Genomic DNA, 25,582 nt, shown 5'->3' with positions numbered 1-25,582 from the left:
TGTTTGAATGAGTGCGTTGAACTGTGTGTATGAAGACGAGCACCTGCTGGTGCTCGACAAGCCCTCGGGCCTGCTGTGCGTGCCCGGTCGCGGCCCCGACAAGCAAGATTGCCTGAGCCAGCGCGCCCTGCAGCATTTCGGCGATGCGCTGGTGGTGCACCGCCTCGATCAGGCCACCTCGGGCCTGGTCATCATGGCGCGCAATCCGGGCGTACAGCGGCAGCTCAGCCAGGCCTTTGCCGAACGCCAGGTCGACAAACGCTATATCGCCGTGGTGGCCGGTGATCTGCAGGCGGGTCCGGAAACCGCAGATGCCAAGGGCTGGCAGCTGATCGATCTGCCGATCGCGGCCGACTGGGAACGCCGCCCTCTGCGAGTCATCGACCACGAAACCGGCAAAAGCAGCCAGACGCTGTGGCAGGTGATCGAGCACACCGTCCAACCAGGAATACCCCGCACCCGGGTTTTGCTGAGCCCGCTGACGGGCCGCACCCATCAATTGCGCCTGCATATGGCGGCCATAGGCCACCCCATGCTGGGCGATGCGCTATATGCCAGCGAAGCCGTGGCCTGCGCCAGCCCACGCCTGTTGCTGCATGCGGCAGCACTGGAGCTGGTGCACCCGGTCACCGGCGGACTGCTGCAGCTAAAAAGCGATCCACTTTTTTAATCCCCCTCAAATCGGCAGCAACCGTCAAGCTCTCAAAGTTGCCACGCCGCAACAGAAAACCCTTCAGTACAGTGCTGAGGCAGGACAGGAATCTGCGCAAAAAGACCGCTGATGCAGACACTTGCCGCACAGTTCAGGCATGGACTGCGCATATACATCACAAATGCAGGCTGCGCCATAGCCCTTGCGTACTAGCTGCTATGCACGACATAGCAAAAACCGAAAGCCTGCACCAGCCCCTGCATACCCTGTTGCCTTCGTTGACCACTCGATTAACCTGAGCTTCTTTGCGCGAACTGCTATGGCAGCAATCGCGCTTTTCGAACATCTCTCGAGATTAAGGAAGTCCTCATGAGCATTCCGTTCCGCATGCAAACCGTTGTTGCCGCCCTGGGCCTGGCTGGTGCCGCCCTGGTCTCCACCGCGCATGCCCAAATCAAGATCGCCCTGGTCATTCCCACCACTGGTGCGCTGACCCAGTACGGCGACATGGTCAAGGAAGGTGCCACCACCGCCGTTGAAATGGCCAATGCCGCTGGCGGCGTCAATGGCAAGAAGATCGAGCTGGTACCCGTGGACGATGCCTGCGAACCCAAGCAAGGCCCCGTCGCTGCCAACCGCGTGGTCAACAGCAAGATCGGCTATGTGGTCGGCCCCGTCTGCTCGGGTGCCTCGATTGCCGCAGCGCCCATCTACAACAACGAAGGCGTGGTGGTCGTCACTCCTTCTGCCACCTCGCCCGCTCTGACCGACGGCAAGAACTACCACTTCATCTTCCGCACCATTGGCCGTGACGACCAGCAGGGCCCGGCAGCCGCCAAGTTCATTGCCGAGAAGCTCAAGCCCAAAAAGGTTGCCGTGCTGCACGACAAGCAGTCTTACGGCCAGGGCATTGCCTCTTCCGTGCGTGACGACCTGAAGAAGGCCAAGATCGACGTGGCACTTTTTGAGGGCATCAACGCAGGCGACAGCGACTACTCCGCCGTCATCACCAAGCTCAAGGGCGCAGGCGTGGACTTTGTCTATTACGGCGGCTACCACCCCGAAATGGGTCTGCTGCTGCGTCAGGCTGCCGAGCAAGGTCTGAAGGTCAAGATGATGGGTCCTGAAGGCGTGGGCAACCCCGAAGTCAACGCCATTGCCGGCCCTGCCGTCGAAGGCATGCTGGTAACCCTGCCCGCCGACTTTGCCGCCAATCCCAAGAATGCCGCCGTGGTCAAGGCCTTCCAGGACAAGAAGCGCAATGCTTCGGGCGCCTTCCAGCTGACCTCGTTTGCCGCCACCCAGTCTCTGCTGGCCGCCATCAAGGCCGCTGGCGACAGCCCCGCCAAGGTGGCCGACTGGATGCACAAGACCACGGGCGTGGACACCGTGCTGGGCCCTGTGTCCTGGAACAAGCAGGGTGACCTGAACTCCTTCGATTTCCAGGTCTTCCAGTGGCACAAGGACGGCAGCAAATCGCTCGCCAAGTAATTCCACCACTCTCTCCGGAGGCAATGGCAGGGGCCATGCCTCCGGATGTTTGTTATCTGGCCCTCGGGCCTTTTCCTGTTTCAAGGGTGGCGTTACATGTCAGACTTTCTCCCCCAGCTGATACAACAGCTATTCAACGGGCTCTCACTCGGAGCCATTTACGCCCTGATCGCCATTGGCTACACCATGGTCTACGGCATCATCGGCATGATCAATTTCGCACACGGTGACATCTACATGATCGGGGCCTATATAGGCCTCGTGACGCTTTCGGCGATTGGCACGCAAAGCGGTCTGCCCATATGGGCCATCATCGGCCTGATGCTGGTGGTGGCCGTATTCGTAACCGGCGTCTATGGCCTGGTTGTCGAACAGGTGGCCTACAAGCCCGTGCGCCAGAGCCCGCGTCTGGTCGCGCTGATCTCGGCCATCGGCATGTCCATATTCCTCCAGAACTGGGTGGCTCTGGGCCAGGGCGCGCGCGATATGGCCGTGCCTTCGCTGCTGCCGGGAGCCATCAATTTCCACATGGGCAATTTCGAGGTCTTCATCCCCTATACCCGCGTGCTCATCATCGCGGTGACCGTGGTGCTGATGATTGCACTGACCATGTACATCAAGCATTCGCGCATGGGCCGTGCCTCGCGCGCCTGCGCTCAGGATATGCATATGGCCAATCTGCTGGGCATAGATACCAACAAGGTCATCTCCTTCACCTTTGTGCTGGGCGCCGTGCTGGCCGCCGTGGGCGGCGTGCTGATTGCGCTGGCTGTGGGCAAGCTCAATCCCTTCATCGGCTTCCTCGCCGGCATCAAGGCCTTCACGGCCGCCGTGCTGGGCGGCATAGGCTCCATCCCCGGCGCCATGCTGGGCGGTGTGATTCTGGGCGTAGCCGAGACCTTTGCCGCCGCCTACATCTCGTCGGAATACAAGGACATCGTGGCTTTCGGCCTGCTGGTGACCATATTGATGTTCCGCCCCTCGGGCCTGCTGGGCAAACCTGAAGTGGAGAAAGTCTGATGAAGTACAGCTTTTCCGCCGCTTTGCGCGATGCGCTGATCGCCACCGTGATGACGGCCATCGTCGTCACCCCCATCTTCAGCCTGCACCTGGAGCGCGCCGGCGTGCGCACCATCATCACCCCCGACTGGAGCATGACCGGCTGGGCCTGCCTTGCCATCTTCGTCGTGCAGATGCTCAAGCCCCTGCTCGCTGGCAAGCTGCCCAAGGTCAATCTGCCGGCTGTCCCGCAGATGAAGTCGGGCACGCGCAACGTCGTCATCTTTGTGGTGCTGATGATGGCCGCCTCCTGGCCATTCTTCGCGGGCCGCAATGCCGTCGACATCGCGACTCTGGCCATGATTTACGTCATGCTGGGCCTGGGTCTGAACGTTGTGGTCGGCTTTGCCGGCCTACTGGACCTGGGCTTTGTGGGCTTCTATGCCGTGGGTGCCTACACCTATGCGCTGCTGTTCCACTGGGCTGGCTGGACGTTCTGGGAAGCGCTGCCGCTGGCTGGCGCAGCCTCGGCTCTGTTCGGCTTCGTGCTGGGCTTTCCCGTGCTGCGCCTGCGCGGTGACTATCTGGCCATCGTGACGCTGGGTTTCGGTGAGATCATCCGCCTGCTGCTGACCAATCTGACCAGCTTCACGGGCGGTCCCGACGGCATCTCCAGCATTCCCAAGCCTACGGTGCTGGGCCTGCCCATGACCCGCTCGCCCCTGACCGAGGACGGCACGACATTTCATCAGTTCTTCGGTATGGAGTTCAACTCCATGCACATGGTGATCTTCGTCTACCTGATGGCCCTGCTGCTGGCCATGGTGACGCTGTTCATCAGCAACCGACTGATCCGCATGCCCATAGGCCGCGCCTGGGAAGCGCTGCGCGAGGATGAAATCGCCTGCCGTTCGCTGGGCCTCAACCCCATGAAGATCAAGCTCTCGGCCTTCACGCTGGGCGCCATGTTCGCGGGTTTTGGCGGCGCCTTCTTCGCCGCTCGCCAGGGCATCGTCAATCCCGAGTCCTTCACCTTCATCGAGTCGGCCCTGATTCTGGCCATTGTGGTGCTGGGCGGCATGGGCTCTCAACTGGGCGTGATCGTGGCCGCCATCATCCTGACCGTGCTGCCCGAGCTGGCACGCGAATTCTCCGAATACCGCATGCTGATCTTCGGTCTGGTCATGATTTTGATGATGGTCTGGCGCCCTCAGGGCCTGCTGCCCATGAAGCGACACCAAGTGGAGGTGAAGTCATGAAGCTGCACCTGAACGCTATTATTTCAATAACTACAACCACAGGCAGGGCAAACGCATGAGCGAGTATTTGCTGGAAGTCAAAGACCTGTGCATGCGCTTCGGCGGCCTGCTGGCCGTGGACAACGTGGGCTTTAACGTACGCCCTCAGGAAGTGTTTGCCATCATCGGCCCCAACGGCGCGGGCAAGACCACGGTATTCAACTGCATCAGCGGTTTCTACCAGCCCTCGGGCGGCTCGGTCGTTCTGGACGGCCAGAGCATTGCAGGCCACAGCAGCCACCAGGTCGCCAACCACGGTGTGGTGCGCACATTCCAGAACGTGCGCCTGTTCAAGAGCATGACGGCGCTGGAAAACCTGCTGGTCGCACAGCACCGCCAGTCGCGCGCCACGCTGCTCGGCGGCCTGTTCAACACGCCAGGCTATCGCCGTGCCGAACAGGAAAAGATCGACAACGCGCTCCAATGGCTGGACGTGATGGGCCTGCGCCAGTTTGCCAACCGCGAGGCCGGCAATCTGGCCTACGGTCACCAGCGCCGGCTGGAGATTGCGCGCTGCATGATCACCAAGCCTCGCGTGCTGATGCTGGACGAGCCCGCCGCCGGCCTGAACCCGCAGGAGAAGAAAGACCTGCAGCATCTGATCGACGATCTGCGCAAACAGTACGGCGTGGCCGTGCTGCTGATCGAGCACGATATGGGTCTGGTCATGGGAGTGTCCGAGCGCATTCTGGTCATGGAATACGGCAAGCCCATCGCCATGGGCCTGCCCGAGGCGATTCGCAATGATGAACGGGTCATCAAGGCCTATCTGGGAGAGGCCTGATGAGCCAGCATATGTTGCAACTGGAGCAGGTCTCCACCCATTACGGCGCGATCTGCGCGGTCAATCATGTCAGCCTGCATGTCAATCAGGGCGAGATCGTCACCCTCATCGGCAGCAATGGTGCTGGCAAGACATCGCTTCTGATGACGGTCTGCGGCAACCCTCGTGCCAGCGGCGGGCGCATTCTGTTCGAGGGCGAGGACATCACCCAGATGTCCACCCATCACATCATGCGCCGCGGCATTGCCATCTCGCCCGAAGGCCGTCGTGTCTTCAAGGACCTGACGGTGACCGAGAACCTGCAGATGGGCGGCTTTTTCCTGAGCAAGGCCGAGATCGCCGACGGCGTCGAGCATGTGTTCAAGCTCTTTCCTCGTTTGAAGGAGCGCGCAGCGCAACGCTCGGGCACCATGTCGGGCGGCGAGCAGCAGATGCTGGCCATAGGCCGCGCACTGATGAGCAAGCCGCGCCTGCTGCTGCTGGACGAACCCACATTGGGCCTGGCGCCGCTCATCATTGCGCAGATCTTCGAGATCATTCAGACCATCCGCGCAGCGGGTGTGACGGTGTTCCTGGTCGAGCAGAATGCCAACCGCGCCCTGCAGATTGCCGACCGAGGCTATGTGCTGGAAACCGGCAAGGTGGTGCTGGAGGACAGCGGTGTCAACCTGCTGAGCAACGACGAGGTGCGCAAGGCCTATCTGGGTCATTGACAGCTCGCTGAGCTCATCTGAGGTCATCGCCAGGCCCCGCCGGACGCAAGTCTTGCGGGGCTTGCTCTTTTCGGTCTTCAATCAACCGTAAGATGCTTCGCATGACAAAGCACTTAACGATTCTGACCGGTGGCTCTCGCGGCATGGGCCTGTCCATGGGACAGCAACTGCTGCAGCAAGGCCATCAGTTGCTGAGCATTGCCCGCAAGACCAGCACCGCCCTGGCCTCCAGCGCCAGCAAGCCTGCACAGCTATTGCAATGGGAGCAGGACCTGGCACAAAGCGCTGCTGCTGCGCAGCGCCTGGCGACCTGGCTGGGCACGATAGATCCGCGTGAATGGGCCAGCATCACCCTGATCAACAATGCGGGCGTCATCCCGCAGATTGCGCCGCTGTCCCAGGTGCCTTCAGCCGACATGATCAATGCCCTGCGCGTGGGTCTTGAGGCTCCCATGGCCTTGACCGGAGCCTTTCTCGGTGCAACCGAGAGCTGGAGGATTTCCCGCAAGGTGCTCAATATCTCCTCGGGCCTGGGCCGCCGCGCGATGGCCTCGCAAGCCAGCTATTGCACGGCCAAGGCCGGCATGGACCAGTTCAGCAGTTGCGTGGCGCTGGAAGAGGCTGCCAAGCCCAACGGCGCACGCATTGTGTCTCTGGCGCCAGGCGTCATCGACACCGATATGCAGGTACAACTGCGCAGCGCAGCTTCAACCGACTTCCCTGACGTGGGGCGTTTTGCTGGTCTGCACAGCAACGGGCAGCTGACCTCGGCCGATGACGCCGCAGCCCGCGTGCTGGCCTGGCTGGCACGACCGGACTTCGGCGACCAGGTGGTTGCCGACGTACGCCAGGCTTGAGATAGCACTCAGAACAGCTGGACTCCAAAACATGGCTGCAGCCGCCTTATCCAGACCAATGACCAAAGGCACCTGCAGCTCTTGTTGCCGTGAACTGCCGGACCCGAGCAAAAAATCTGGAAACAGGCGCAGCCTATTCTCGAACCAAGCCCTGGCAAGTCTTTCATGCGTGGCAGAATGTTTCCACTGGTCTGCAGCAGCCTCCGTGGCTGTGCGCAGAACCACAATCCGCACCCGTGGGCCACAAAGACAGCGACACCCGATCGGTACGCTGCCTCCGTGCTAGCAACGGCAGCAACCCTGTCGTGCAGCGCGTGCGGATGGCGATCATGTCCGTACGGCATGGCTCGCGCTCCCCGGTAAAGACAAATACCCATTGATGGCGGAACCACCGTCCCCGATCATCGAAAAGCCCACCTTCCGTGACTCTGGCTGCCGAGCTCAAGGCTCAGGCACCAGCCGCGACTGCGCCGCCCTTGTTTGCGGGCCAGCGCTCCCCCGTTCGTCTCTGGAGCTTCTTTTTCATGATTCGCCAAATTCTCATCAGCACAGCCGTGATCGCAAGCGCGGGCCTGAGCTTTTCAGCCGCTGCACAAGACCCCGCAGCCGACTACCCCAACAAGCCCGTGCGCATGATCGTGCCGTTCCCACCTGGCGGCGGCACCGACATCCTCTCGCGCGTGATTGCCAGCAAGCTCACCGAAGTCAGCAAATGGACCGTGGTGCCCGACAACCGTGCGGGTGCAGGCGGCACCATCGGCATCACCGAAGCCGTCAAGGCAGCGCCCACGGGCTATGACATGGTGATGGGCCAGAAGGACAACGTGGTCCTTGGCCCCTACCTCTACAAGAACCTGCCCTGGAACCCCAGCAAGGATCTGACCCCCGTGGCTCATGTGGCCTACACCCCCATCGTGATCGCCACGGCCGCCAACTCGCCATACAAGACGCTGGCCGACGTGGTGGCTGCAGCCAAGAAGAACCCGTCCAAGATCACCTACGGCTCGCCCGGCAACGGCACCAGCATCCATCTGGCCGGCGTGATGCTGGAAAAGGCCTCGGACATTCATCTGACTCACGTGCCCTACAAAGGCTCCAACCCCGCGATGATGGATGCACTGGCCGGCAATGTGGATCTGCTGGTGTCCTCCGTACCCTCGGCCATAGCCCAGATCAAGGCCGGCAAGCTGCGCGCCATCGCCGTGACCTCGGCAAAGCGCTCGTCCTCGCTGCCAGACACCCCGACACTGGCCGAGTCCGGTCTCAAGGGCTTTGATGTGAGCACCTGGTACGGCCTGTTCATGCCCAAGGGCACACCCGCAGCCATCGTGACCAAGGTCAATGTCGAAGTGAACAAGCTGCTGGCCATGCCCGAGGTGCGCGAGGCCATTCTGACCCAGGGTGCCGAGCCCCAGTCCATGAGCGTGGCCAACTTCGACAAGATGTTCCAGACCGACTTCAAGCAGTCCAAGCAGGTCGTCGAATCCTCGGGCGCCAAGATCGAGTGACATCCCGACGCGGCGCGCAGGATTCGCGCCGCCCTGCCTGGCGCGGATAGGCCTGATCTGCATCAATGCGGCATATGACAGGCTCGTGAATACTTCTCCGGAAACCCTTGAATTTCTGGAGAACATCATGGCATTGCTGGTCTGGGTCCCCGAGCTGGACACCGGGATTGCGGAGATCGACCGACAGCACCGCCGCATCGTCGATTACATCAACCGGCTTTATGAGTTGCGCAGCTCGCCAGATCGCGAAGGGCTGGGCGATGTCATCGGCGAGATGATCGACTACACCGTCTCGCACTTCGTCTTCGAGGAAAGCCTGATCGAGAGCGCCGGCTATATGTTCGCAGGGCCGCACAAAAAAGTGCACGAGCTGTTCACGCGCCGCGTGATCGAGATGCAGACCCGCTTCGATGCGGGCGAGGATGTGGCCGCCGAACTGCATGGCATGCTCTCGCGCTGGCTGTTCAACCACATCCGCAACGAAGACCATGGCTATGTGGACTCAGCCAAGGTCTATCTGCGCATGATGTCCAAAGAGAGCGGACACACGGCAGAAAAAGAACGACTCAAGGCGGAAGTGCTGCAGGAGCTGGAATTGCAGCGCAAGAAAAAAGGCTGGCTGGCCCGGCTGCTCAATCGCTGAGCACGCTTGCCCACAAGAAAAACGGCTCCCTGAGGAGCCGTTGCTTCATGGGGCAGCCGCCTGACGCTCACTCGCGCACGACCAGCACCGGCACACGCACGGCGCCCAGCACGCGCTGCGTGACGCTGCCCAGCATCAGCTTCTCAAGACCGCGTCGCCCCTGCGAGCCCATGACGACGAGATCGGCTCCCACGCTTTCCATGGTGCGCACAATGCCTTCATGCACCGCATGGCCCTCGCCCACCAGCGTCTTCACGGGCACGCCCGCCTCATCCATGATGGCCTTGACCGCATCCAGGGCGGTGTTGGCTTCGGCGGTGGCCGCGCTCAGATACTGTGACTGGCCGTAGGCAAAGTCGGCGCCCACGCCGGTGAAAGGATAGGGATCGACCACATACACCGCCGTCACGGCGCTGCCGAAGACCTTGGAAAGCTCTGCGGCCTTGTGCGCCGCCAGCATGGAGGGCTTGGAGCCGTCGACCGGAACCAGAATGTGATTGAACATGGACATATGTTTCTCCTTTCAGGTTGCAGGCGACAAGGACCTCAAGCCAGAGGCCCGGGGCAGATGCCGCTCTTGAAATAGCGTTGAGTCTGCCTTCATCATGCCTCAGCGTGTTGACATGAATCAACCCTGAAGTTCACGCTGACTGAGGTCTGGTTCAGATACAGACATGGGCCGTCTGGTATTCGTAGCATTTGTCCAGCAGAGTGTCGGACTTGTCGGTGATCGTGATGCGAGTGCCGTCTGGGCGCAGCAGGGATACATTCTTGAAGGCTGGCTCATGGGGCTTGCTGGGCGCATCGCGGCGCACGGTCCATTCCTCCCGGACGATGCCGCCAGGCATGTCCAGCATCACGACGATCCGCTCGGTATCGTCCGAGAGTCGAATGCACTTGGCATCATTGAGCTCGACCACGGCTCCGGCCGGCGCGGCCAGACCATAAGGGCATTCCTCCACGCCGTGAATCGGTACCGAGGCATCGCCGAGGGTAATCTCAAGGCCGTTGCGAAAGTAGATCGTGGGCTCCTTGGTGTAGGCCGCCTGCGCCGGACGGTCTTGCGAAGGCTTGCAGGCCGCTACTGTGACAAGAGCGGTCAGCACTGGAATACTAAGGGCGTAAAAGCGATTCATATAAAAAACCACGCTCTGCAAGGCGTGGTGTTGGCCAGCTGATCTGGCTTGTTGGATGCAGGGAAGACTCGAAGAGGCGAAAGCTTCGCCGCGACAAGCCTGCATCATGCAGTGTTGATGACGTCACTTTGACGTATTGAGCACGTTACAGTTTTGCTCAAATTTTCCGAACAAAGTCGTCCGCATCAATCAAGCAGCCTGACCCTGCTGCTCCTGGAGCTCGGCGCCCTGGAAGTTGCCACGACGATAGGTCAGCACCAGCGTGTCGCGCACGCCACCGGGCTCGGCAGGTTGAATCGGCGTGGTCTCATGAATCATGCGTGCGTCGTCGAGCAGCATCACGGACCAGGGCTCGGTCAAGGTAAAGCGCTGGCCGTTGGGGCCGGTCGCTTCGAACACGCGGGTCTCGCCCCCTTTGACGCCCTTGCGTCCCACCAGCAGCACGGCGACCAGATCGACGCCGTCGCGGTGAGCGCCTTCGGGCGTGGGACGGCCGATGCCGTCCGTGGTGTCGATGCGGAACTGGTGCGCCTCGACAAACCAGCGCTCATGCAGCTCGTCAGTGCAGAACACCTGATCCGCCAGCTGCCCCAAGGCATTGATCATCTCCAGCCATGCCGCACTCGTCGTCGTGCTGTCCAGCATGGGCTCGAACATACGCTGCATGCCGCCATGCAGAGCGTTGTATTCCACGGGCTGCCAGTGGGCGCGGTGGGGCACCTGCTGCACCTGATCGCCTTCGCTGACAAAGCAGGAATGGCGGCGGCGGCGATAGCGGCCTCCATCCTTGAGGAAGGCATCGGGCGGCAGACCCTGCCAGTCCGCATCCATGGCGTGCAGATCGGCCACACTCAGGCCCATCCACTGGGCGAAGTCCTCGGGCTGCAGCACGGCATAGCCGCGCGTGCGCAAGGACTGGGCTGCCTCGGCAGCGGCAATATAGGGAGGGGAAAACATGATGTGCGCCATAAGGTCGGCAAGCTTACTCCTCGCAGGCCCCGCTGGCTTGTGCCCCGGCATCAAAATTTACGCAAGGCAGCATCAACCAAATTGCATGGATGAAAAAAATGCCTGCATCGCACACAGCAATGCAGGCAGAACGCGAGGCGCCGTGATCGGGCACCGGGCCTTCATCACCACGGTGACGAAGGCAAGGCGGTCTCGGGCTTAAACCAGAGGCAGACCCACATAGTTCTCGGCCAGCGAGGTCGAGCCGGCTTCGGAGTGGACGATGTAGTCCAGCTCGGCTTCCTGTACCTTGGTGTTGAACTCGCCCTCGCCGGGGAAGTTGTGCAGCATGGAAGTCATCCACCAGGAGAAGCGCTCGGCCTTCCAGACACGGCGCAGGCACTGCTCGGAGTAACGGTCGATGCCAGCCTCGGACTGCTCCTTGTAGTACTCGACAAAGGCTTGCGACAGATAACCCACGTCGGAAGCTGCCAGGTTCAGGCCCTTGGCGCCGGTGGGGGGCACGATGTGCGCGGCGTCGCCGGCCAGGAACATGCGGCCGAAGCGCATGGGCTCGGTCACAAAGCTGCGCAGCGGCGCAATGCTTTTTTCCAGCGATGGGCCGGTCACCAGATTGGCGCGGGCTTCGGGGTCCAGGCGCTTCTTGAGCTCTTCCCAGAACGCTTCGTCGCTCCAGTCCTCGACCTTGTCGGTCAGCGGCACCTGCAGATAGTAGCGGCTGCGCGTGGCGCTGCGCTGGCTGCACAGGGCAAAGCCGCGCTCGGTGTTGGCATAGATCAGCTCGTGCGACACGGGCGGCGTATCCGAGAGCAGGCCCAGCCAGCCGAAGGGGTAGACCTTCTCGAAGGTCTTGATCTTGTCCTGAGGAGCGCTGGCGCGGCAGATGCCGTGAAAGCCGTCGCAGCCAGCGATGAAGTCGCACTCGATCTCGTGCACCTGGCCGTCTTTTTCGTAACGCACCTTGGGCTTGTCGCTCTCGAAGTCCACGGGCTGCACATGGCTGGCTTCGTAGACCGTGGTCAGGCCCTCCTGGGCGCGCACTTCCATCAGATCGCGGGTCACCTCGGTCTGGCCGTAGACCATCACGCGCTTGCCACCGGTCAGGTCATGCAGATTGATGCGGTGGCGCTTGCCCTTGAACAGCAGCTCGATGCCGTCATGAGGCAGACCTTCCTCATTCATGCGCTTGTCGGCACCCGCCTGCTTGAGCAGATCCACCGTCACCTGCTCCAGCACGCCGGCGCGGATGCGGCCCAGCACATAGTCGGCGCTGCGCTGCTCGATGATGATGTTGTCGATGCCCGCCTTGTAGAGCAGCTGCCCCAGCAGCAGACCCGAGGGACCGGCACCGATGATGGCGACTTGTGTACGCATGAATATGACTCCTTGTTATGGCTCAAAAACCTCTCAACCGGCGAGCGTGACGACGCCGGTTGCGCTGTGCAGCAAGACTAAGTTTTGTGCTGCATCAAGACAAAGGAGAGAATCGTTGTTTGCGCGATAATCGCACAATGAGAACGATGATCGCGCAAAACAAGAACTGCGGAAGCCTCCATGAATGACCATGGCTCACCCTCCATCGCCCCGGCAGACTTCATTGCCGGCCTGGCCAAGGGTCTGGCCGTACTGGAAAGCTTCGACACCGAGCGCCAACGCCTGAATGCCACCATGGCGGCCGAGCGCGCAGGCATCACGCGCGCTGCCGCCAGGCGCCATCTGCTCACCCTGGCCTATCTCGGCTATCTGGAATCCGACGGCAGCTATTTCTGGCTGGCTCCCAAGGTGCTGCGCCTGTCGGGCAGCTATCTGGCCTCGGCCCGGCTGCCGCGCATCGTGCAACCCGTGCTGCACAGACTGGCAGCGCAGACCGGACTGTCCTACTCCTGCGTGGTGCGCGAGGGCCGCGAAGTCGTCATCGTCGCGCGCAGCGCCGTTCATGAGAAGGGCGAGCGCCTGATGGCCCACGGACTGCATCTGGGCACGCGCCTGCCGGCGCACGCCACGTCCACGGGCCGGGTGCTGCTGGCCTCGCTCTCAAGCTCGGAGCTCGACGACTGGCTGGCCAGCTATGACCTGCCCAAGCTGACGGCACACACGGTGTCCGATGGTGCGGCGCTGAAGACCTTGCTCGACGAGGTGCGCCGCCTCGACTACTGCATGGCACTTGAGGAGCATGAACTGGCGATTCAGGCCGTGGCCGTGCCGCTACGCAATATGCGCGGGCGCACCGTGGCAGCGCTGAATGTGGTGACATCGGCCAAGCGCATGAGCCCGCAAACCATGCAGCAGGAAATACTGCCGCTGCTGCAGGAAGCCGCGAGAGCCTTGCGCCCCCAGCTTTGACGCTATCATTTCAGAAGCTTATTGCGATTGTTACCACTTGATTTCAGATAGAAAAATATCTGAAATCTTTATTCAGAACGCGCAACAAGCTCCCCTAACAGGAGCTTGAGCCATCAGCGGCAATACCCTGGGCAGGCACGACGCTCAGATATGCCCGCTTTCCACCGAGCACACCTGCATGCTGAGGCGGCGCAGCAGCTCGGCCGTGCGGCGCATCAGCGGCGTGGACTTCTTTTTGGCGGGCTGCACCAGGCACAAGGTGCTGACGATATGCGGCGACTTGATGGGCACCTCCACCAGCGATGCATCCGTGGCATGACTGTGCATGGCGCTGTCGGTCAACGCCGCATAGCCATAGCCGCCGCGCACCAGATCCAGAATGGCGGGCACGCTGGAAACCTCCCAGACCACATTGAGCTTGACCTGGGACAACGTGGCCTGGGCCTCCATCAGCTTGCGGAAAATCTGCCCGTGCTGGGGCATGATCAACGGAAACTCGGCCAGATGCTCGAACGGAATGCTGGTGCGCCCTGCCAGCGTGCTGGCCGGGCCGATCAGGCACAGGCGCTCTTCGAGCACGGGCGAGACCTCGATCTGCGGGTGTGGCTCCGGCGTGTAGACCAGACCCAGATCCATGCGCCCCGAGGTCAGCCACTCCGAGATATTCATCGAAAAACCTTCGACCACCGCCAGCCTGGCCTTGGGCATCTCACGGCTGAAGCCGTCGATCAGGGGCAAGGTCAGGCGCCGCGCCAGGCTCGGCGGCAAGCCGACCGTGATACGCCCCACGGGCTCGTCGCGCTGACTGCCCAGGTCTTCCTTGGCCATGGCCACGCGCTGCATGATGGCATGGCCATGCTCGAGCAGGCGGCGCCCCGCATCGGTCAGCGTCACGCCGCGCCCGGTGCGGATCAGCAAGGTCTCGCGCAACTCGGTTTCAAGGGCCCGCACCTGACGGCTGAGCGCCGGCTGGGCGGTGTCCAGCAATACCGCAGCCTTGCTGAAGCTCCCCACTTCGGCCACCCGAACAAAGGTCTCTATCTGCTGCAGATTCATGCTCACACCTTTCAAAACAAGCTATGCTATTTTGCTATAGCTGCTAGCCTCAGCTAGACCTAGGTGTTTATGCCCCAAGTGACACAATGTAATCAACTGGGCCTGAATATCTAAAAATAACAGCCGACGATATCAACAATGCGTGGTCCACACGCAATTCATCATCGACATCCTTCCAGGGAGACAAAATGACCCATCAGCTCAATATGAGCCGTCGCCAAGCTGCATTCGCACTCGGCGCCATTGCCGCAGCCGTGGCAGCCCCCTCTTTCGCCCAGAGCGACAAGTGGCCCACCAAGTCCTCGCGCATCATCAACCCCTTCCCCGTAGGCGGTGGCCCCGATGGCCTGTCGCGCCTGGTGGCCGACAAGCTGGGCCGCGCCTGGGGTCAGCCCGTGGTGGTGGAAAATCGTCCCGGCGGCAACGGCTTCATCGCCATCAATGAATTCAAGCGCGGTGCCACCGACGGCACGGACATGATCCAGCTGGACAACGTCCATATCGCCGCCTACCCCCACCTGTTCAAGAAGCTGCCCTATGACTTGAACAAGGACTTCGAAATCCTGATGCCCTTGTTCCGCAACTTCTTCTTTGTTTGCGTGCCCGTCAACAGCCCTTACAAGACCATCGGCGACCTGATTGCCGACGCCAAGGCGCACCCCGGCAAGCTGAACTACGGCTCCTGGTCCGTGGGCAACCCTGTTCACCTGGGCTCGGCCCTGCTGGAAAACCAGACCGGCACCAAGATGGAGCATGTGATCTACAAGGAAACCAGCCAGCTGTACCAGGGCGTTGCCAATGGCGAGCTGACTTTTGCCCTGGGCTCCCTGGGCACGGCAGGCCCGCTGGTGCGTGGCGGCAAGCTGCGCTTCCTGGCCGTGGCAGCTCCCAGCCGTATTGCCGGCTTCGAGAACGTGCCCACGGTGTCCGAATCGGGCGGCCCCAAGGACTTCACTGCCATCGGCTGGAACGCCCTGGCCGTGCGCCCCGGTACACCCCCCGCCGTGATCGAAAAGATCCGCACCGATGTGCGCCAGGCCCTGACAGGCCAGGACGTCAAGGACAAGTTCGCAGCCTTCGGCTACGAATCCTTCAATCCCACGCCTGCCGAGTTCAAGGCCTTCATGGCCTCCGAGAGCAAGCGTTTCGGTGATGTCATCAAGAAGGCCGGTCTGGCTCTGGACTGATCCGTCTTCCAATCGATAAAAAGCCGCCTCTTGCAGGCGGCTTTTTCATGCCCTCTGGTATCAAGAAAAACGCCCGATGCAAGCACCGGGCGTTTTTCAGGGAAGTTCACTGACTTCTTATTGGTCGCGCGCCTCGATGGCACGGTTGATGCCCAGGGCCGCCAGCGTGCACAAGGCGCCCGACAGCAGATAGATACCCAGAGCCACCAGGCCGAACTTTGCCGAGACACCCAAGGCCACCAACGGGGCGAACGCCGCACCGATCAACCATGCCATATCGGTGGACAAGGCCGCACCGGTGTAGCGGAAGTGAGGCGAGAAGTTGGAGGTCACGGTACCCGATGCCTGCCCGTAGGACAATCCCAGAAGGATGAAGCCCACAATGATGAAGACATTGTTTCCCACCGTACCGCTGCCCAGCAGCCAGGGCGCCAGGAAACTGAAGATGCCGATCAGACAAGCCATGGTGCCCAGCGTATTGCGGCGGCCCACACGGTCGGCCAGCCAGCCAGAGAGCATGATGGCCATCCCCGCCAGAAGTGCGCCGATGATCTGCACCACCAATACATCGGTCACCGACTGATTCGAGTACATCGAGATCCAGGACAGCGGGAACACGGTGACCAGATGGAACAGTGCAAAGCTGGCCAGCGCCGCGAATGCGCCGATCATCACATTGCGGCCTTCGCTGGCCATCAAACGTGTGACGCTGACAGGCTCCAGTTCGCGCTCCTGCAGCGCCTGTGTATAGGACTGGCCCACAACCAGGCGCAGACGAGCAAACAAGGCCACCACGTTAATCGCAAAGGCAACGCAGAACGGGAAGCGCCAGCCCCAGCTGAGAAAATCGTCGGCACTCAGGCTCGAATACAGATAGGCGAACAGCGCTGCGGCAATGATGAAGCCCAGCGGAGCCCCCAACTGCCCGATCATCGAATACCAGCCGCGCTTGTCCTTGGGTGCCGACATGGCCAGCAGCGAAGGCAGACCGTCCCAGGTACCGCCAAGAGCCAGGCCCTGCCCGACGCGCAGGATCACCAGCGCCCAGACCGCTTTCATGCCAGCGACTTCATAGCTGGGCAGGAAGGTCATGCCCACGGTGCAGACGCCCAGCAGCAACAAAGCCAGAGTGAGCTTGGTGGCTCGCCCCCAGCGGCGCTGCACGGCCATGGATAGCGCCGTGCCGACAGGACGGGCCACAAAGGCCAGCGAGAAAATGGTAAATGCCGCCAGCGTGCCATCGAGCTTGGACAGATCGGGAAACAGCAGTGACGGAAACACCAGCACGCAGGCAATGCCGAACACGAAGAAGTCAAAGTACTCGGAAGAGCGCCCGATGATCACCCCCACGGCAATCTCGCCGGGGGTCACATCCTCGTCGGTATCCGCGTAGGCCAGGGTTTCCGAGTTCTCATAGTCTTGCTGAGTAAGACCAACGGACGGGTTCATGCTTGTCATAAAGGTACAACTCCTTGTCTTACTTTTCAGTCCCGGGGACGCTTTCCGTTCTACGCCCAAGCATGTGCAGCTGCAATAGAGTTTTTGCCCTGAGCACTGTCAGAGCAGCCCTGTGCAGGCCCCGTTTCTGAGGGCTGATTTGACAATTTCAAGCCCTGTCAGCTCAAAGTTTGTCCACACGCCAAAGCCGCTAAACCCTTGTCGCATAGCGCATTTCCAATCCCGAGCTGTTGACCTTGGACAAAATGTCCAATGGACAAGCCCCTGTTTGGTATTACATTTGCCGAGATCCAGTAATCCGCGTTTACACCTAAGCGCGACTTTGTCACGCCCAAAGCATGTTAAAAATCAAGGAAATCCGTGGGCCCGCGTGGCTCTCAGCGGCCGCTTTGACCGCAACCCTCGCCGGTTGCAGCAAGGCCGTCGTCCTCAACCCAGCTGGCGATGTCGCCAAGCAGCAAGGCGATCTGGTCATTACGGCCACTTTGCTGATGTTGCTCATCATCGTCCCCGTCATCTTTTTGACGCTGCTGTTTGCCTGGAAATACCGCCAGTCCAACACCGAAGCCAAGTACGACCCCGAATGGCACCACTCCACTGCGCTGGAACTGGTGATCTGGACGGTTCCCCTGCTCATCATCATCGCTTTGGGCGCCATTACCTGGATCAGCACCCACAAGCTCGACCCCTATCGTCCCCTGGACCGCATCTCCGCCACCAAGGCTCTGGACCCCAACGTCAAGCCTCTGGAGATCCAGGTCGTGTCGCTGGACTGGAAATGGCTGTTCTTCTACCCCGAACAAGGCATTGCCACGGTCAACGAAGTGGCTGCCCCGGTGGATCGCCCCATTCACTTCAAGCTGACCTCCACCCACACCATGAACGCGTTTTACGTTCCTGATCTGGCCGGCATGATCTACACCATGCCCGGCATGCAGACCGAGCTGAACGCCGTGATCAACAAGCCCGGTGTCTATGGCGGCAAGTCCTCTCATTACAGCGGCGCTGGTTTTGCGGGCATGACCTTCAAGTTCCACGGCCTGGAAAACGAGCAGTTCGATCAGTGGATTGCCAAGGCCAAGACCGAAGGCAAGGTTCTGACACGCGACGCCTATATCGATCTGGCCAAGCCCAGCGAGCGCAACCCCGTTGAACGCTTCGCCAGCGTGGACGAAGGCCTGTACCACAAGGTCCTCAACCGCTGCGTGGAAGACGGCAAGATGTGCATGAACGAAATGATGGCCATCGACGCCGCCGGCGGCAAGCCACCTGCACACCACAGCAAGACCTCCAGCGTGGCCCTGCCCCTGGATGTCTGCACTTCCAAAGACGCTGACCGCGTTGTCGCCCTGCTCGACGAAGTCGCCGCCTCCGGAGCTGTCGCACAGCAATAAGTAGTTCACGGTGCGGATGCGCTAACCGCTCAGCCGCTCCAATACGACAAAAGAGACTCAACATGTCTGAAACAACAACCCCGGCCTCCCACTGGCTGTTGGGCCGTATCACATGGGACCAGATTCCCATGACGCATGAGCCCATCGTGCTCATGACCTTTATTGCCGTGGTGCTTGGCGGCCTCGTCGTGGTCGGCGGCATCACCAAGTTCCGCCTCTGGGCTCCGCTGTGGAACGACTGGATCACCTCCATCGACCACAAGAAGATCGGCATCATGTACATGATCCTCGGTCTGGTCATGTTCCTGCGCGGCTTTGCCGATGCCGTGATGATGCGTCTGCAGCAGTCCATGGCCTTCGGCGACAACATGGGCTACCTGCCTCCTCACCACTACGACCAGATCTTCACGGCCCACGGCGTGATCATGATCTTCTTCGTGGCGATGCCCTTCGTGACCGGCCTGATGAACTACCTGGTTCCTCTGCAGATCGGCGCACGTGACGTGTCCTTCCCGTTCCTGAACAACTTCAGCTTCTGGATGACCACCGGCGGCGCCGTGCTGGTCATGATCTCCCTGTTCCTGGGCGAGTTCTCGACCTCCGGCTGGCTGGCACTGTCCAACCTGGGGCACCAGAGCGGCAGCACGGGTCTTGATTACTACATCTGGGGCCTGCAGGTCGCCGGTGTGGGCACGACCTTGTCAGGTATCAACCTGATCGTGACCATCATCAAGATGCGCGCTCCCGGCATGAACCTGATGAAGATGCCCGTCTTCACCTGGACTGCCCTGTGCACCAACGCCCTGATCGTGGCCTCCTTCCCCGTGCTGACCGCAGCCCTGGTGCTGATGTCGCTGGACCGCTACGTCGGCACCAACTTCTTCACGAACGAGCTGGGCGGCAACCCCATGCTGTACGTGAACCTGATCTGGATCTGGGGCCACCCCGAGGTCTACATCCTGATCCTGCCCTGCTTCGGCGTGTTCTCCGAAATCGTGGCAACCTTCAGCCGCAAGCGCCTGTTCGGCTACACCTCAATGGTTTACGCCACCGTGTGTATCACCATCCTGTCCTACCTGGTGTGGCTGCACCACTTCTTCACCATGGGCTCGGGTGCCAGCGTGAATACCTTCTTCGGTATCACCACGATGATCATCTCCATCCCCACGGGCGCGAAGATCTTCAACTGGCTGTTCACCATGTACCGCGGCCGCATCCGCTTCTCGGTGCCCATGCTGTGGACGGTGGGCTTCATGGTCACCTTCGCCATCGGCGGCATGACCGGCGTGCTGCTGGCCGTGCCTCCCGCAGACTTCGTGCTGCACAACTCGCTGTTCCTGATCGCCCACTTCCACAACGTGATCATCGGCGGCGTGGTGTTTGCCGTGTTTGCCGGCATCAACTACTGGTTCCCCAAGGCTTTCGGCTTCCGACTCAACGAGTTCTGGGGCAAGGCTTCGTTCTGGTTCTGGCTGGTCGGCTTCTGGGTTGCCTTCACTCCCCTGTACATCCTGGGTCTGATGGGCGTGACTCGCCGTGCCAACCACTTTGACGATCCCTCGCTGCAGATCTGGTTCATCATCGCCGCCTGCGGTGCCGCCCTGATCGCTGCCGGTATCGGCTGCTTCTTCATCCAGCTGGCCGTGTCCATCTGGAAGCGCGACGAGCTTCGTGACGTGACCGGCGACCCATGGGAAGGCCGCACACTGGAATGGGCCACTTCCTCGCCCCCTCCCCAGTACAACTTCGCCTTCACCCCCGTGGTGCACGACATCGACGCCTGGACCGACATGAAGAAGCATGGCTATCAGCGTCCGCTGAGCGGCTTCGAGCCCATCCACATGCCCGCCAATACCGGCGCCGGCGTGGTGATTGCCGGCCTGTCCACCGTTCTGGGCTTTGCTCTGATCTGGCACATGTGGCCTCTGGTGATCGCTTCGTTCGCCGCGACCATCCTGGCTTCGATCATTCATACCTTCAACTACAAGCGTGACTACTACATCCCTGCGGCCGAAGTGGCCACATCGGAAGAAGCACGTACCAAGCAGCTTGCAGCAGCCCATGTCTAATACACATATCAACGCTGGCGGCGCAGCCGCCCTGGCTACTCGCGAGTACCACCTCGCGCACGAGCCTCATCCGGAAAACGGCACCTCGCTGGGCTTCTGGCTCTACCTGATGAGCGACTGCCTGATCTTTGCCGCACTGTTCGCCACCTATGGCGTGCTGGGCCGCAGCTATGCAGGCGGCCCCTCGGGCAAGGATCTGTTCGATCTGTCGCTGGTGGCCATCAACACGGCTTTCCTGCTGATGTCGTCCATCACCTTCGGCTTTGCCATGCTGCAAAAGCAGAAGAAGAACGTGAACGGCACTCTGCTGTGGCTGGCCGTCACCGGCCTGCTGGGCGCAGCCTTCCTGGCCGTGGAACTCTATGAGTTCCACCACCTGATCCATCAAGGTGCAACGCCTCAGAGCAGCGCCTTCCTGTCGTCCTTCTTCACGCTGGTGGGCACCCACGGTATCCACGTGACCTTCGGTCTGGTCTGGCTGATCACCCTGATGATCCAGATCAAGAAGCACGGCCTGATCAACGAGAACGTGCGCCGTATCAACTGCCTGTCCATGTTCTGGCACTTCTTGGACGTGGTCTGGATCGGTGTGTTCACCTTTGTGTATCTGATGGGGGTGCTGTAAATGAGCGCACACGATATCCACGCCGGTCATGACGATCACCACGATCACGACGACCTGCACGTCACCATGGGCGACTATGTGAAGGGCTTCATCCTGGCCGTCATCCTGACCGCCATCCCCTTCTACCTGGTCATGAACAACATCATCACCGACCGCACCACGGCCGTGGCCGTGCTGGGCCTGTTCGCGGTGATCCAGGTGATCGTGCACATGGTGTACTTCCTGCACATGAACGGCAAGATCCAGGGCGGCTGGACCATGCTGTCCACCATCTTCACGGTGATCTTCCTGGCGATTGCGATCTCCGGCACGCTTTGGGTCATGTTCCACATGAACACCAACATGATGCCCGGTCATGAAATGCACCAGGCCGCAGGCCATGCAGATCACGCAGGTCACACGGCTCCCGCAGCTGTCACACCTTGACTGACCTCATGAAGAACCAGAGCGCTGCGCGGCAGCGCTCTCCCTTCGCCAAGGCGATGCTCGCGTTTGTGGGCATCGCCTTGTTTTTAGGCTTCATGGCTCTGGGCACCTGGCAGGTGCAGCGCCGCGCCTGGAAGCTCGACCTCATCGAGCGCGTGGAGCAGCGCGTGCACAGCGCCCCCGTGGCGGTTCCCGAGCCCGGCCAATGGCCGCAGATCAATGCGGCCAGCCACGAGTACCTGCCCGTCAAGGCGCAAGGCCGATGGCTGGACAGGCAAAGCGTGCTGGCCAAGGCCTTGACCGAAGCCGGCGCGGGCTTCTGGCTCATGACGCCGCTGCAGCTGGGCGATGGCACACAGGTTCTGGTCAACCGCGGCTTCACGCCCGAGAAGCTGCGCGGCCAATGGCTCAAGCAGATTGCCGAAGCCGGCCCGTCCGCCGAGACCGTCACCGTCATCGGGCTGATGCGCATGAGCGAGCCCGGCGGCGGCTTTCTGCGCAAGAACGACCCGGCCAACGGCCAGTGGTACTCACGCGATGTCGCCGCCATTGCCCAGGCCCAAGGCCTGAGCAGGCCGGCCCCCTACTTCATAGACCAGGGTGTGCCCGCCAGCAACCCGGCCTATGCCCGGACAGAGGCCGGCACCGAAGTCCTGCGCCCCGGCATGACGGTCATCCGCTTCCCGAACAGCCATCTGGTCTATGCGCTTACCTGGTATGGGCTGGCCATCATGGTGATCGGAGCGGCCTGGCTGGTACGCCGGCACGACAAGGCGGCCGCCAAAAGCTGATGTCCCCCCCTGAAAAGCGCTCCCCGGAGCGCTTTTTTTCGGTCCTTTAAGGCCGCGCCTACATCAGGAACGCATAGCCCCAGAGGCGTCCGTGGCAGGCCTGCTCGGTGACAATTGCGCGGTGAGCCAAATTTCCGATTCCCTGTTTCGCGTACAGCGCCTGACCGAGCGGCAGAACATGCAACTGCTGATTCAGCTGCGCTGGATTGCCGTGGTCGGCCAGGTCGTCACCATCTCGCTGGTGCACTACGGCTTTCAGATTGCCCTGCCCCTGCTGCCCATGGCGCTGGTGCTGGTGGCCCTGGTGGCCACCAATCTGGCTTATATCTACTGGAGCCAGGGCCTGCACCGCCCCGTGACCTCGCGCAGCGTCTTCTATGCGCTGCTGGCCGATGTGCTGGCCCTGACCATTCAGCTGTACCTGAGCGGCGGTGCCAGCAACCCCTTTATCTATCTGTATCTGCTGCAGGGCATTCTGAGCGCCGTGCTGCTGCCCGCCCACTACACCTGGTGCGTGGTCGCGGCCTCCTTTGTCGGAGTCCTGGGCCTGACCCTGTTTCACCAGCCCCTGCATGTGCAGTTCGTGAGTCAGGAAGGCCTGCCCAGCCTCTACGTCGTGGGCGTGCTCATCAGCTTTGCGCTGACCAGCATCCTGACCATCGTCTTTCTGACGCGCATCGTCGAGAACACGCGCCGCCGCGACAAGCGCATCTCCAATATGCGCCAGCGCGCCAGCGAGGAAGAACACATCGTGCGCCTGGGCCTGCTGGCCACCGGCGCGGCCCACGAGCTGGGCACGCCCATGGCCACCATGTCCGTGATCCTGGGCGACTGGCAGCATATGCCGGCCCTCATGCAGGACGAGGATCTGCGCGAGGACCTGCAGGAAATGCAGCGCCAGCTGCTGCGCTGCAAGTCCATCGTCTCGGGCGTGCTGCTGTCGGCCGGCGAGACCCGGGCCGAAGGCACGGAAAGCACCACCTTCGCCAGCTTTGTGCAAGGCGTGGTCAGCCACTGGCAGACCCATAACAGCCTGCAGCACTTTGCGCTGCACCAGCAGGGCGTGAAGGACTTCGCCATGCTCTCGGATACTGCATTGCAGCAAATGATTTGCAATTTGCTGGACAATGCCCTCGAAGCCTCGCCCGACTGGGTGGAGCTGACCCTGAGCAGCGATCACGACCAGATACGCATCCAGGTGCGCGACCATGGTCCGGGCTTCGATGCCGCCGTGCTGCAGCAGCTGGGCCAGTGCCATGTCTCCACCAAGCAGGAGCGCCCCGGTCGCGGCCTGGGCCTGTTTCTGGTGACCAACGTGGCCCGCGCCCTGGGCGGCCGCGTTCATGCCGGCAATCTGCCGGCTCAGCAAGGCGGAGGCGCTCTGGTGGAGGTCAGCCTGCCCCAGTCCGCTCTCGCGATTTAAGACATTGTGGTTTGCATGGAAGAAGACCGTTTACTGCTGCTGGTTGAAGATGACGCGGCATTTGCACGCACCCTCAAGCGCTCTTTCGAGCGCCGGGGCTACCGCGTGCTGCATGCCACCAGCGGCGAGGAAGTGCAGCTGCTGCTGACCCAGCACCGGCCGCAATATGCGGTCATGGACCTGAAGCTGGCCGGCAATGCCTCGGGCCTGAACTGCGTGCAGATGCTGCATCTGCACAACCCCGATGCGCTGATTGTCGTGCTCACCGGCTACGCCAGCATTGCCACGGCGGTGGAAGCCGTCAAGCTCGGAGCCTGCCACTACCTGGCCAAGCCCTCGAATACCGACGATATCGAAGCCGCCTTCGGGCGGGTCGAAGGCCGCACCGACGTGGAGGTCAGCAGCCAGACCACCTCCATCAAGACGCTGGAATGGGAGCATATTCACGAGACCCTGGCCGAGTCCGGCTTCAATATCTCCGAGGCCGCACGCCGCCTGGGCATGCACCGGCGCACGCTGGCGCGCAAGCTGGAAAAGCGCCAGGTCAAGTAACTGGCGTCTGGCGCAAGCAGCAATGTTGATAGCTGACTCCGCTCTTCAGCATTGCCTTTCAAATATGAAAGTATCTGAAATCGTCATGCAGCAAGCGATAACAGCTCCTTTTTTCATTGGTTTCGCGACCTCGTTCCAGCGCACCGGCAGACGTCCATGAAGCAGCAGCAACAGCGGCAACCCCGACTCATGGGAGCCACCGGCCTCGCTCTGCTGGTTCTGTCCTATGCGACGGCCCTGCCCTGGCTGCTACGGGGCGAAGCCGTGGACCTGGTGCCTTTTCTCTGCGCCCTGGTCTTTGGCTGCTGCCTGATCCGCCCTGTCATGCTCGCCTTCGAGCGCGCATCCAAGCGTACCAAGGCCCTGGCCGTCACGCTGCTGGCCCTGCTTGCCGCAGCCATCGCGACCGCCGTGGCCGGCGGCCATGTTCAAAGCTGGCTCGCACATCTGCGCACCATGCCGCTGTGGCAGGCCAACCACCTCTTCTTTTTGTTCTTTGCTTTGCTGCCTCTGACCAAGGGCATCATCGTTGCTGCGCTCAACTTCATCAGCCAGGCCGCACGCGGCACAGCAGGCAGGCCCTAGGCATGCTCCAAAGCCGTTTTCTTGCGGCAGTCCGGCTCAGCAACCTCGGCCGGCCGTCACGACAGGGCAGCGCACCGGGTCCGGTCCGAGTCGGCCGCGAAGCCCCGCATTCACGGCTGAGCCATCTATAGTTGCTGCGGAGATGCACAAATGAAAACCCTGGGCCGACTTGTTTTCTCCGCCTTTCTGGCACTGCTTGCCAGTCTCGCCGTGGCGGCGCTTTTTCTGCCGTTTCACAGCATCTTCCTGCCGCCCGACGGGGTCAGCTGCCTCAATGAGGGCATAGCGGAATGCATGCACGCCCTGGAGATAAGCCTGCTCGTCTACGGCCCCCTGTTCTCCATCATCGGCGTTCTGATCGGCACTCCGATCTTCATGCTGCTTCTGTACCTGCGCGATTGATCAGGCAGCCCTGCCTGGGCATTGACGTGCGGCCCTATCGTGGTCCGCAGGACAAAACATTCCGCCAAAGCTTGCGCCCGTTCAGGCTACAAGCACCGAAACGACCGCATTGGCAGCTGCTGCATCCGCCAGGACCAGTCCATAGAACCTGATGGGCGAATCATCATTCATAGCCGACTTCGCCCGCGACCAGCAGTACTCAGGCATAAAAGCACCTGAAT

The 25,582-nt window shown here is 61.4% G+C and carries 26 protein-coding genes; 20 read left to right on the top strand and 6 right to left on the bottom strand.

Translation table 11 applies throughout. The annotated features are described in order from the left end of the window. The first annotated feature begins 7 nt into the window (after positions 1 to 7). From ACWGXF_RS12440 to ACWGXF_RS12400, 9 genes are all read left to right on the top strand, one after another. Positions 8 to 670, top strand: coding sequence for an RluA family pseudouridine synthase (locus tag ACWGXF_RS12440; protein ID WP_202787372.1), 663 nt, complete (start codon positions 8 to 10; stop codon positions 668 to 670). Positions 671 to 1,021: 351 nt separating this feature from the next. Continuing rightward, the gene (locus ACWGXF_RS12435) at positions 1,022 to 2,143 is read left to right on the top strand and encodes a branched-chain amino acid ABC transporter substrate-binding protein (protein ID WP_004340660.1); all 1,122 of its coding nucleotides are present in this window, start codon (positions 1,022 to 1,024) and stop codon (positions 2,141 to 2,143) included. 96 nt (positions 2,144 to 2,239) lie between these two features. After that, positions 2,240 to 3,163, top strand: coding sequence for a high-affinity branched-chain amino acid ABC transporter permease LivH (livH, locus tag ACWGXF_RS12430; protein WP_004340658.1), 924 nt, complete (start codon positions 2,240 to 2,242; stop codon positions 3,161 to 3,163). Then, on the top strand, positions 3,163 to 4,401 hold the full coding sequence (locus ACWGXF_RS12425; RefSeq protein WP_004340655.1) for a high-affinity branched-chain amino acid ABC transporter permease LivM: 1,239 nt from the start codon (positions 3,163 to 3,165) through the stop codon (positions 4,399 to 4,401). Before livH ends, ACWGXF_RS12425 begins: the two co-directional genes overlap by 1 nt. Before the next feature lie 55 nt (positions 4,402 to 4,456). After that, positions 4,457 to 5,224 (top strand): high-affinity branched-chain amino acid ABC transporter ATP-binding protein LivG, encoded by a 768-nt coding sequence (livG, locus tag ACWGXF_RS12420; RefSeq protein WP_003079486.1) that lies wholly within the window; start codon positions 4,457 to 4,459, stop codon positions 5,222 to 5,224. Beyond that, positions 5,224 to 5,937 carry an ABC transporter ATP-binding protein gene (locus ACWGXF_RS12415; RefSeq protein WP_256630394.1) on the top strand — a complete coding sequence of 238 codons (714 nt, stop codon included), beginning with the start codon at positions 5,224 to 5,226 and terminating at the stop codon, positions 5,935 to 5,937. Before livG ends, ACWGXF_RS12415 begins: the two co-directional genes overlap by 1 nt. Positions 5,938 to 6,029: 92 nt before the next feature. Next, positions 6,030 to 6,794, top strand: a complete 765-nt coding sequence (locus tag ACWGXF_RS12410; RefSeq protein ID WP_256630393.1) for an SDR family NAD(P)-dependent oxidoreductase — start codon at positions 6,030 to 6,032, stop codon at positions 6,792 to 6,794. 524 nt (positions 6,795 to 7,318) lie between these two features. Then, complete coding sequence (locus tag ACWGXF_RS12405; protein ID WP_039048742.1) at positions 7,319 to 8,302, top strand: Bug family tripartite tricarboxylate transporter substrate binding protein; 984 nt, start codon at positions 7,319 to 7,321, stop codon at positions 8,300 to 8,302. Positions 8,303 to 8,387: 85 nt separating this feature from the next. Beyond that, positions 8,388 to 8,945 carry a bacteriohemerythrin gene (locus ACWGXF_RS12400; protein WP_229228666.1) on the top strand — a complete coding sequence of 186 codons (558 nt, stop codon included), beginning with the start codon at positions 8,388 to 8,390 and terminating at the stop codon, positions 8,943 to 8,945. A gap of 67 nt (positions 8,946 to 9,012) precedes the next feature. Here the strand turns inward: ACWGXF_RS12400 and ACWGXF_RS12395 are convergent, their stop codons facing one another. From ACWGXF_RS12395 to pobA, 4 genes are all read right to left on the bottom strand, one after another. Further along, on the bottom strand, positions 9,013 to 9,450 hold the full coding sequence (locus ACWGXF_RS12395) for a universal stress protein (protein ID WP_034352575.1): 438 nt from the start codon (positions 9,448 to 9,450) through the stop codon (positions 9,013 to 9,015). A gap of 157 nt (positions 9,451 to 9,607) precedes the next feature. Continuing rightward, positions 9,608 to 10,081, bottom strand: coding sequence for a hypothetical protein (locus tag ACWGXF_RS12390; RefSeq protein WP_087865579.1), 474 nt, complete (start codon positions 10,079 to 10,081; stop codon positions 9,608 to 9,610). Between the two features lie 189 nt (positions 10,082 to 10,270). Then, complete coding sequence (locus ACWGXF_RS12385; RefSeq protein ID WP_039048677.1) at positions 10,271 to 11,050, bottom strand: 2OG-Fe dioxygenase family protein; 780 nt, start codon at positions 11,048 to 11,050, stop codon at positions 10,271 to 10,273. Between the two features lie 198 nt (positions 11,051 to 11,248). Further along, complete coding sequence (gene pobA / locus ACWGXF_RS12380; RefSeq protein ID WP_012838227.1) at positions 11,249 to 12,424, bottom strand: 4-hydroxybenzoate 3-monooxygenase; 1,176 nt, start codon at positions 12,422 to 12,424, stop codon at positions 11,249 to 11,251. Positions 12,425 to 12,604: 180 nt separating this feature from the next. On the opposite strand from pobA, the gene ACWGXF_RS12375 reads away from it, so the two are divergent. Beyond that, a complete protein-coding gene (locus ACWGXF_RS12375) occupies positions 12,605 to 13,393 on the top strand; it encodes an IclR family transcriptional regulator domain-containing protein (protein ID WP_012838226.1) in 789 nt (262 codons plus the stop codon). Positions 13,394 to 13,537: 144 nt separating this feature from the next. Here the strand turns inward: ACWGXF_RS12375 and ACWGXF_RS12370 are convergent, their stop codons facing one another. Further along, positions 13,538 to 14,449 (bottom strand): LysR family transcriptional regulator, encoded by a 912-nt coding sequence (locus ACWGXF_RS12370; protein WP_003055493.1) that lies wholly within the window; start codon positions 14,447 to 14,449, stop codon positions 13,538 to 13,540. Between the two features lie 188 nt (positions 14,450 to 14,637). On the opposite strand from ACWGXF_RS12370, the gene ACWGXF_RS12365 reads away from it, so the two are divergent. Beyond that, complete coding sequence (locus tag ACWGXF_RS12365) at positions 14,638 to 15,636, top strand: Bug family tripartite tricarboxylate transporter substrate binding protein (protein WP_003067198.1); 999 nt, start codon at positions 14,638 to 14,640, stop codon at positions 15,634 to 15,636. 117 nt (positions 15,637 to 15,753) lie between these two features. On the opposite strand, the gene ACWGXF_RS12360 is transcribed toward ACWGXF_RS12365, so the two are convergent. Continuing rightward, positions 15,754 to 17,094 (bottom strand): MFS transporter, encoded by a 1,341-nt coding sequence (locus tag ACWGXF_RS12360; RefSeq protein WP_012838225.1) that lies wholly within the window; start codon positions 17,092 to 17,094, stop codon positions 15,754 to 15,756. A gap of 338 nt (positions 17,095 to 17,432) precedes the next feature. Between ACWGXF_RS12360 and cyoA the strand changes: the two genes are divergently transcribed. The 9 genes from cyoA to ACWGXF_RS12315 all read left to right on the top strand — a co-directional run bounded on the left by cyoA (position 17,433) and on the right by ACWGXF_RS12315 (position 25,361). Next, positions 17,433 to 18,488 (top strand): ubiquinol oxidase subunit II, encoded by a 1,056-nt coding sequence (cyoA, locus tag ACWGXF_RS12355; protein ID WP_039048674.1) that lies wholly within the window; start codon positions 17,433 to 17,435, stop codon positions 18,486 to 18,488. 62 nt (positions 18,489 to 18,550) lie between these two features. After that, positions 18,551 to 20,557, top strand: a complete 2,007-nt coding sequence (cyoB, locus tag ACWGXF_RS12350) for a cytochrome o ubiquinol oxidase subunit I (RefSeq protein ID WP_012838223.1) — start codon at positions 18,551 to 18,553, stop codon at positions 20,555 to 20,557. Beyond that, the gene (gene cyoC / locus ACWGXF_RS12345) at positions 20,550 to 21,182 is read left to right on the top strand and encodes a cytochrome o ubiquinol oxidase subunit III (RefSeq protein ID WP_256630392.1); all 633 of its coding nucleotides are present in this window, start codon (positions 20,550 to 20,552) and stop codon (positions 21,180 to 21,182) included. Before cyoB ends, cyoC begins: the two co-directional genes overlap by 8 nt. Next, positions 21,183 to 21,608 carry a cytochrome o ubiquinol oxidase subunit IV gene (gene cyoD, locus ACWGXF_RS12340; protein WP_003067192.1) on the top strand — a complete coding sequence of 142 codons (426 nt, stop codon included), beginning with the start codon at positions 21,183 to 21,185 and terminating at the stop codon, positions 21,606 to 21,608. An 8-nt stretch (positions 21,609 to 21,616) separates the two neighbouring features. Continuing rightward, the gene (locus ACWGXF_RS12335) at positions 21,617 to 22,399 is read left to right on the top strand and encodes an SURF1 family protein (protein WP_256630391.1); all 783 of its coding nucleotides are present in this window, start codon (positions 21,617 to 21,619) and stop codon (positions 22,397 to 22,399) included. 121 nt (positions 22,400 to 22,520) lie between these two features. Then, positions 22,521 to 23,822 carry an ATP-binding protein gene (locus ACWGXF_RS12330; RefSeq protein WP_012838221.1) on the top strand — a complete coding sequence of 434 codons (1,302 nt, stop codon included), beginning with the start codon at positions 22,521 to 22,523 and terminating at the stop codon, positions 23,820 to 23,822. 15 nt (positions 23,823 to 23,837) lie between these two features. Beyond that, positions 23,838 to 24,374: a response regulator transcription factor gene (locus ACWGXF_RS12325; protein ID WP_003069919.1), complete on the top strand. Its 537-nt coding sequence runs from the start codon at positions 23,838 to 23,840 to the stop codon at positions 24,372 to 24,374. A 156-nt stretch (positions 24,375 to 24,530) separates the two neighbouring features. After that, positions 24,531 to 24,959 (top strand): polymerase, encoded by a 429-nt coding sequence (locus tag ACWGXF_RS12320; protein WP_256630390.1) that lies wholly within the window; start codon positions 24,531 to 24,533, stop codon positions 24,957 to 24,959. A 150-nt stretch (positions 24,960 to 25,109) separates the two neighbouring features. Then, entirely contained in the window at positions 25,110 to 25,361 is a 252-nt protein-coding gene (locus ACWGXF_RS12315; protein WP_256630389.1) for a hypothetical protein, read from the top strand. Positions 25,362 to 25,582 lie beyond the last annotated feature (221 nt).

The organism is Comamonas sp. HJ-2 (genome assembly GCF_053615495.1).
This window is presented reverse-complemented; position numbering and strand designations above follow the sequence as displayed.

Bases quoted from the DNA above. Each gene is read 5' to 3' on its own strand.
- ACWGXF_RS12440 (WP_202787372.1), top strand. From the start codon at position 8: ATGAGTGCGTTGAACTGTGTGTATGAAGACGAGCACCTGCTGGTGCTC.
- ACWGXF_RS12435 (WP_004340660.1), top strand. From the start codon at position 1,022: ATGAGCATTCCGTTCCGCATGCAAACCGTTGTTGCCGCCCTGGGCCTG.
- livH (WP_004340658.1), top strand. From the start codon at position 2,240: ATGTCAGACTTTCTCCCCCAGCTGATACAACAGCTATTCAACGGGCTC.
- ACWGXF_RS12425 (WP_004340655.1), top strand. From the start codon at position 3,163: ATGAAGTACAGCTTTTCCGCCGCTTTGCGCGATGCGCTGATCGCCACC.
- livG (WP_003079486.1), top strand. From the start codon at position 4,457: ATGAGCGAGTATTTGCTGGAAGTCAAAGACCTGTGCATGCGCTTCGGC.
- ACWGXF_RS12415 (WP_256630394.1), top strand. From the start codon at position 5,224: ATGAGCCAGCATATGTTGCAACTGGAGCAGGTCTCCACCCATTACGGC.
- ACWGXF_RS12410 (WP_256630393.1), top strand. From the start codon at position 6,030: ATGCTTCGCATGACAAAGCACTTAACGATTCTGACCGGTGGCTCTCGC.
- ACWGXF_RS12405 (WP_039048742.1), top strand. From the start codon at position 7,319: ATGATTCGCCAAATTCTCATCAGCACAGCCGTGATCGCAAGCGCGGGC.
- ACWGXF_RS12395 (WP_034352575.1), bottom strand. From the start codon at position 9,450: ATGTTCAATCACATTCTGGTTCCGGTCGACGGCTCCAAGCCCTCCATG.
- ACWGXF_RS12390 (WP_087865579.1), bottom strand. From the start codon at position 10,081: ATGAATCGCTTTTACGCCCTTAGTATTCCAGTGCTGACCGCTCTTGTC.
- ACWGXF_RS12385 (WP_039048677.1), bottom strand. From the start codon at position 11,050: ATGGCGCACATCATGTTTTCCCCTCCCTATATTGCCGCTGCCGAGGCA.
- pobA (WP_012838227.1), bottom strand. From the start codon at position 12,424: ATGCGTACACAAGTCGCCATCATCGGTGCCGGTCCCTCGGGTCTGCTG.
- ACWGXF_RS12375 (WP_012838226.1), top strand. From the start codon at position 12,605: ATGAATGACCATGGCTCACCCTCCATCGCCCCGGCAGACTTCATTGCC.
- ACWGXF_RS12370 (WP_003055493.1), bottom strand. From the start codon at position 14,449: ATGAATCTGCAGCAGATAGAGACCTTTGTTCGGGTGGCCGAAGTGGGG.
- ACWGXF_RS12365 (WP_003067198.1), top strand. From the start codon at position 14,638: ATGACCCATCAGCTCAATATGAGCCGTCGCCAAGCTGCATTCGCACTC.
- ACWGXF_RS12360 (WP_012838225.1), bottom strand. From the start codon at position 17,094: ATGACAAGCATGAACCCGTCCGTTGGTCTTACTCAGCAAGACTATGAG.
- cyoA (WP_039048674.1), top strand. From the start codon at position 17,433: ATGTTAAAAATCAAGGAAATCCGTGGGCCCGCGTGGCTCTCAGCGGCC.
- cyoB (WP_012838223.1), top strand. From the start codon at position 18,551: ATGTCTGAAACAACAACCCCGGCCTCCCACTGGCTGTTGGGCCGTATC.
- cyoC (WP_256630392.1), top strand. From the start codon at position 20,550: ATGTCTAATACACATATCAACGCTGGCGGCGCAGCCGCCCTGGCTACT.
- cyoD (WP_003067192.1), top strand. From the start codon at position 21,183: ATGAGCGCACACGATATCCACGCCGGTCATGACGATCACCACGATCAC.
- ACWGXF_RS12335 (WP_256630391.1), top strand. From the start codon at position 21,617: ATGAAGAACCAGAGCGCTGCGCGGCAGCGCTCTCCCTTCGCCAAGGCG.
- ACWGXF_RS12325 (WP_003069919.1), top strand. From the start codon at position 23,838: ATGGAAGAAGACCGTTTACTGCTGCTGGTTGAAGATGACGCGGCATTT.
- ACWGXF_RS12320 (WP_256630390.1), top strand. From the start codon at position 24,531: ATGAAGCAGCAGCAACAGCGGCAACCCCGACTCATGGGAGCCACCGGC.
- ACWGXF_RS12315 (WP_256630389.1), top strand. From the start codon at position 25,110: ATGAAAACCCTGGGCCGACTTGTTTTCTCCGCCTTTCTGGCACTGCTT.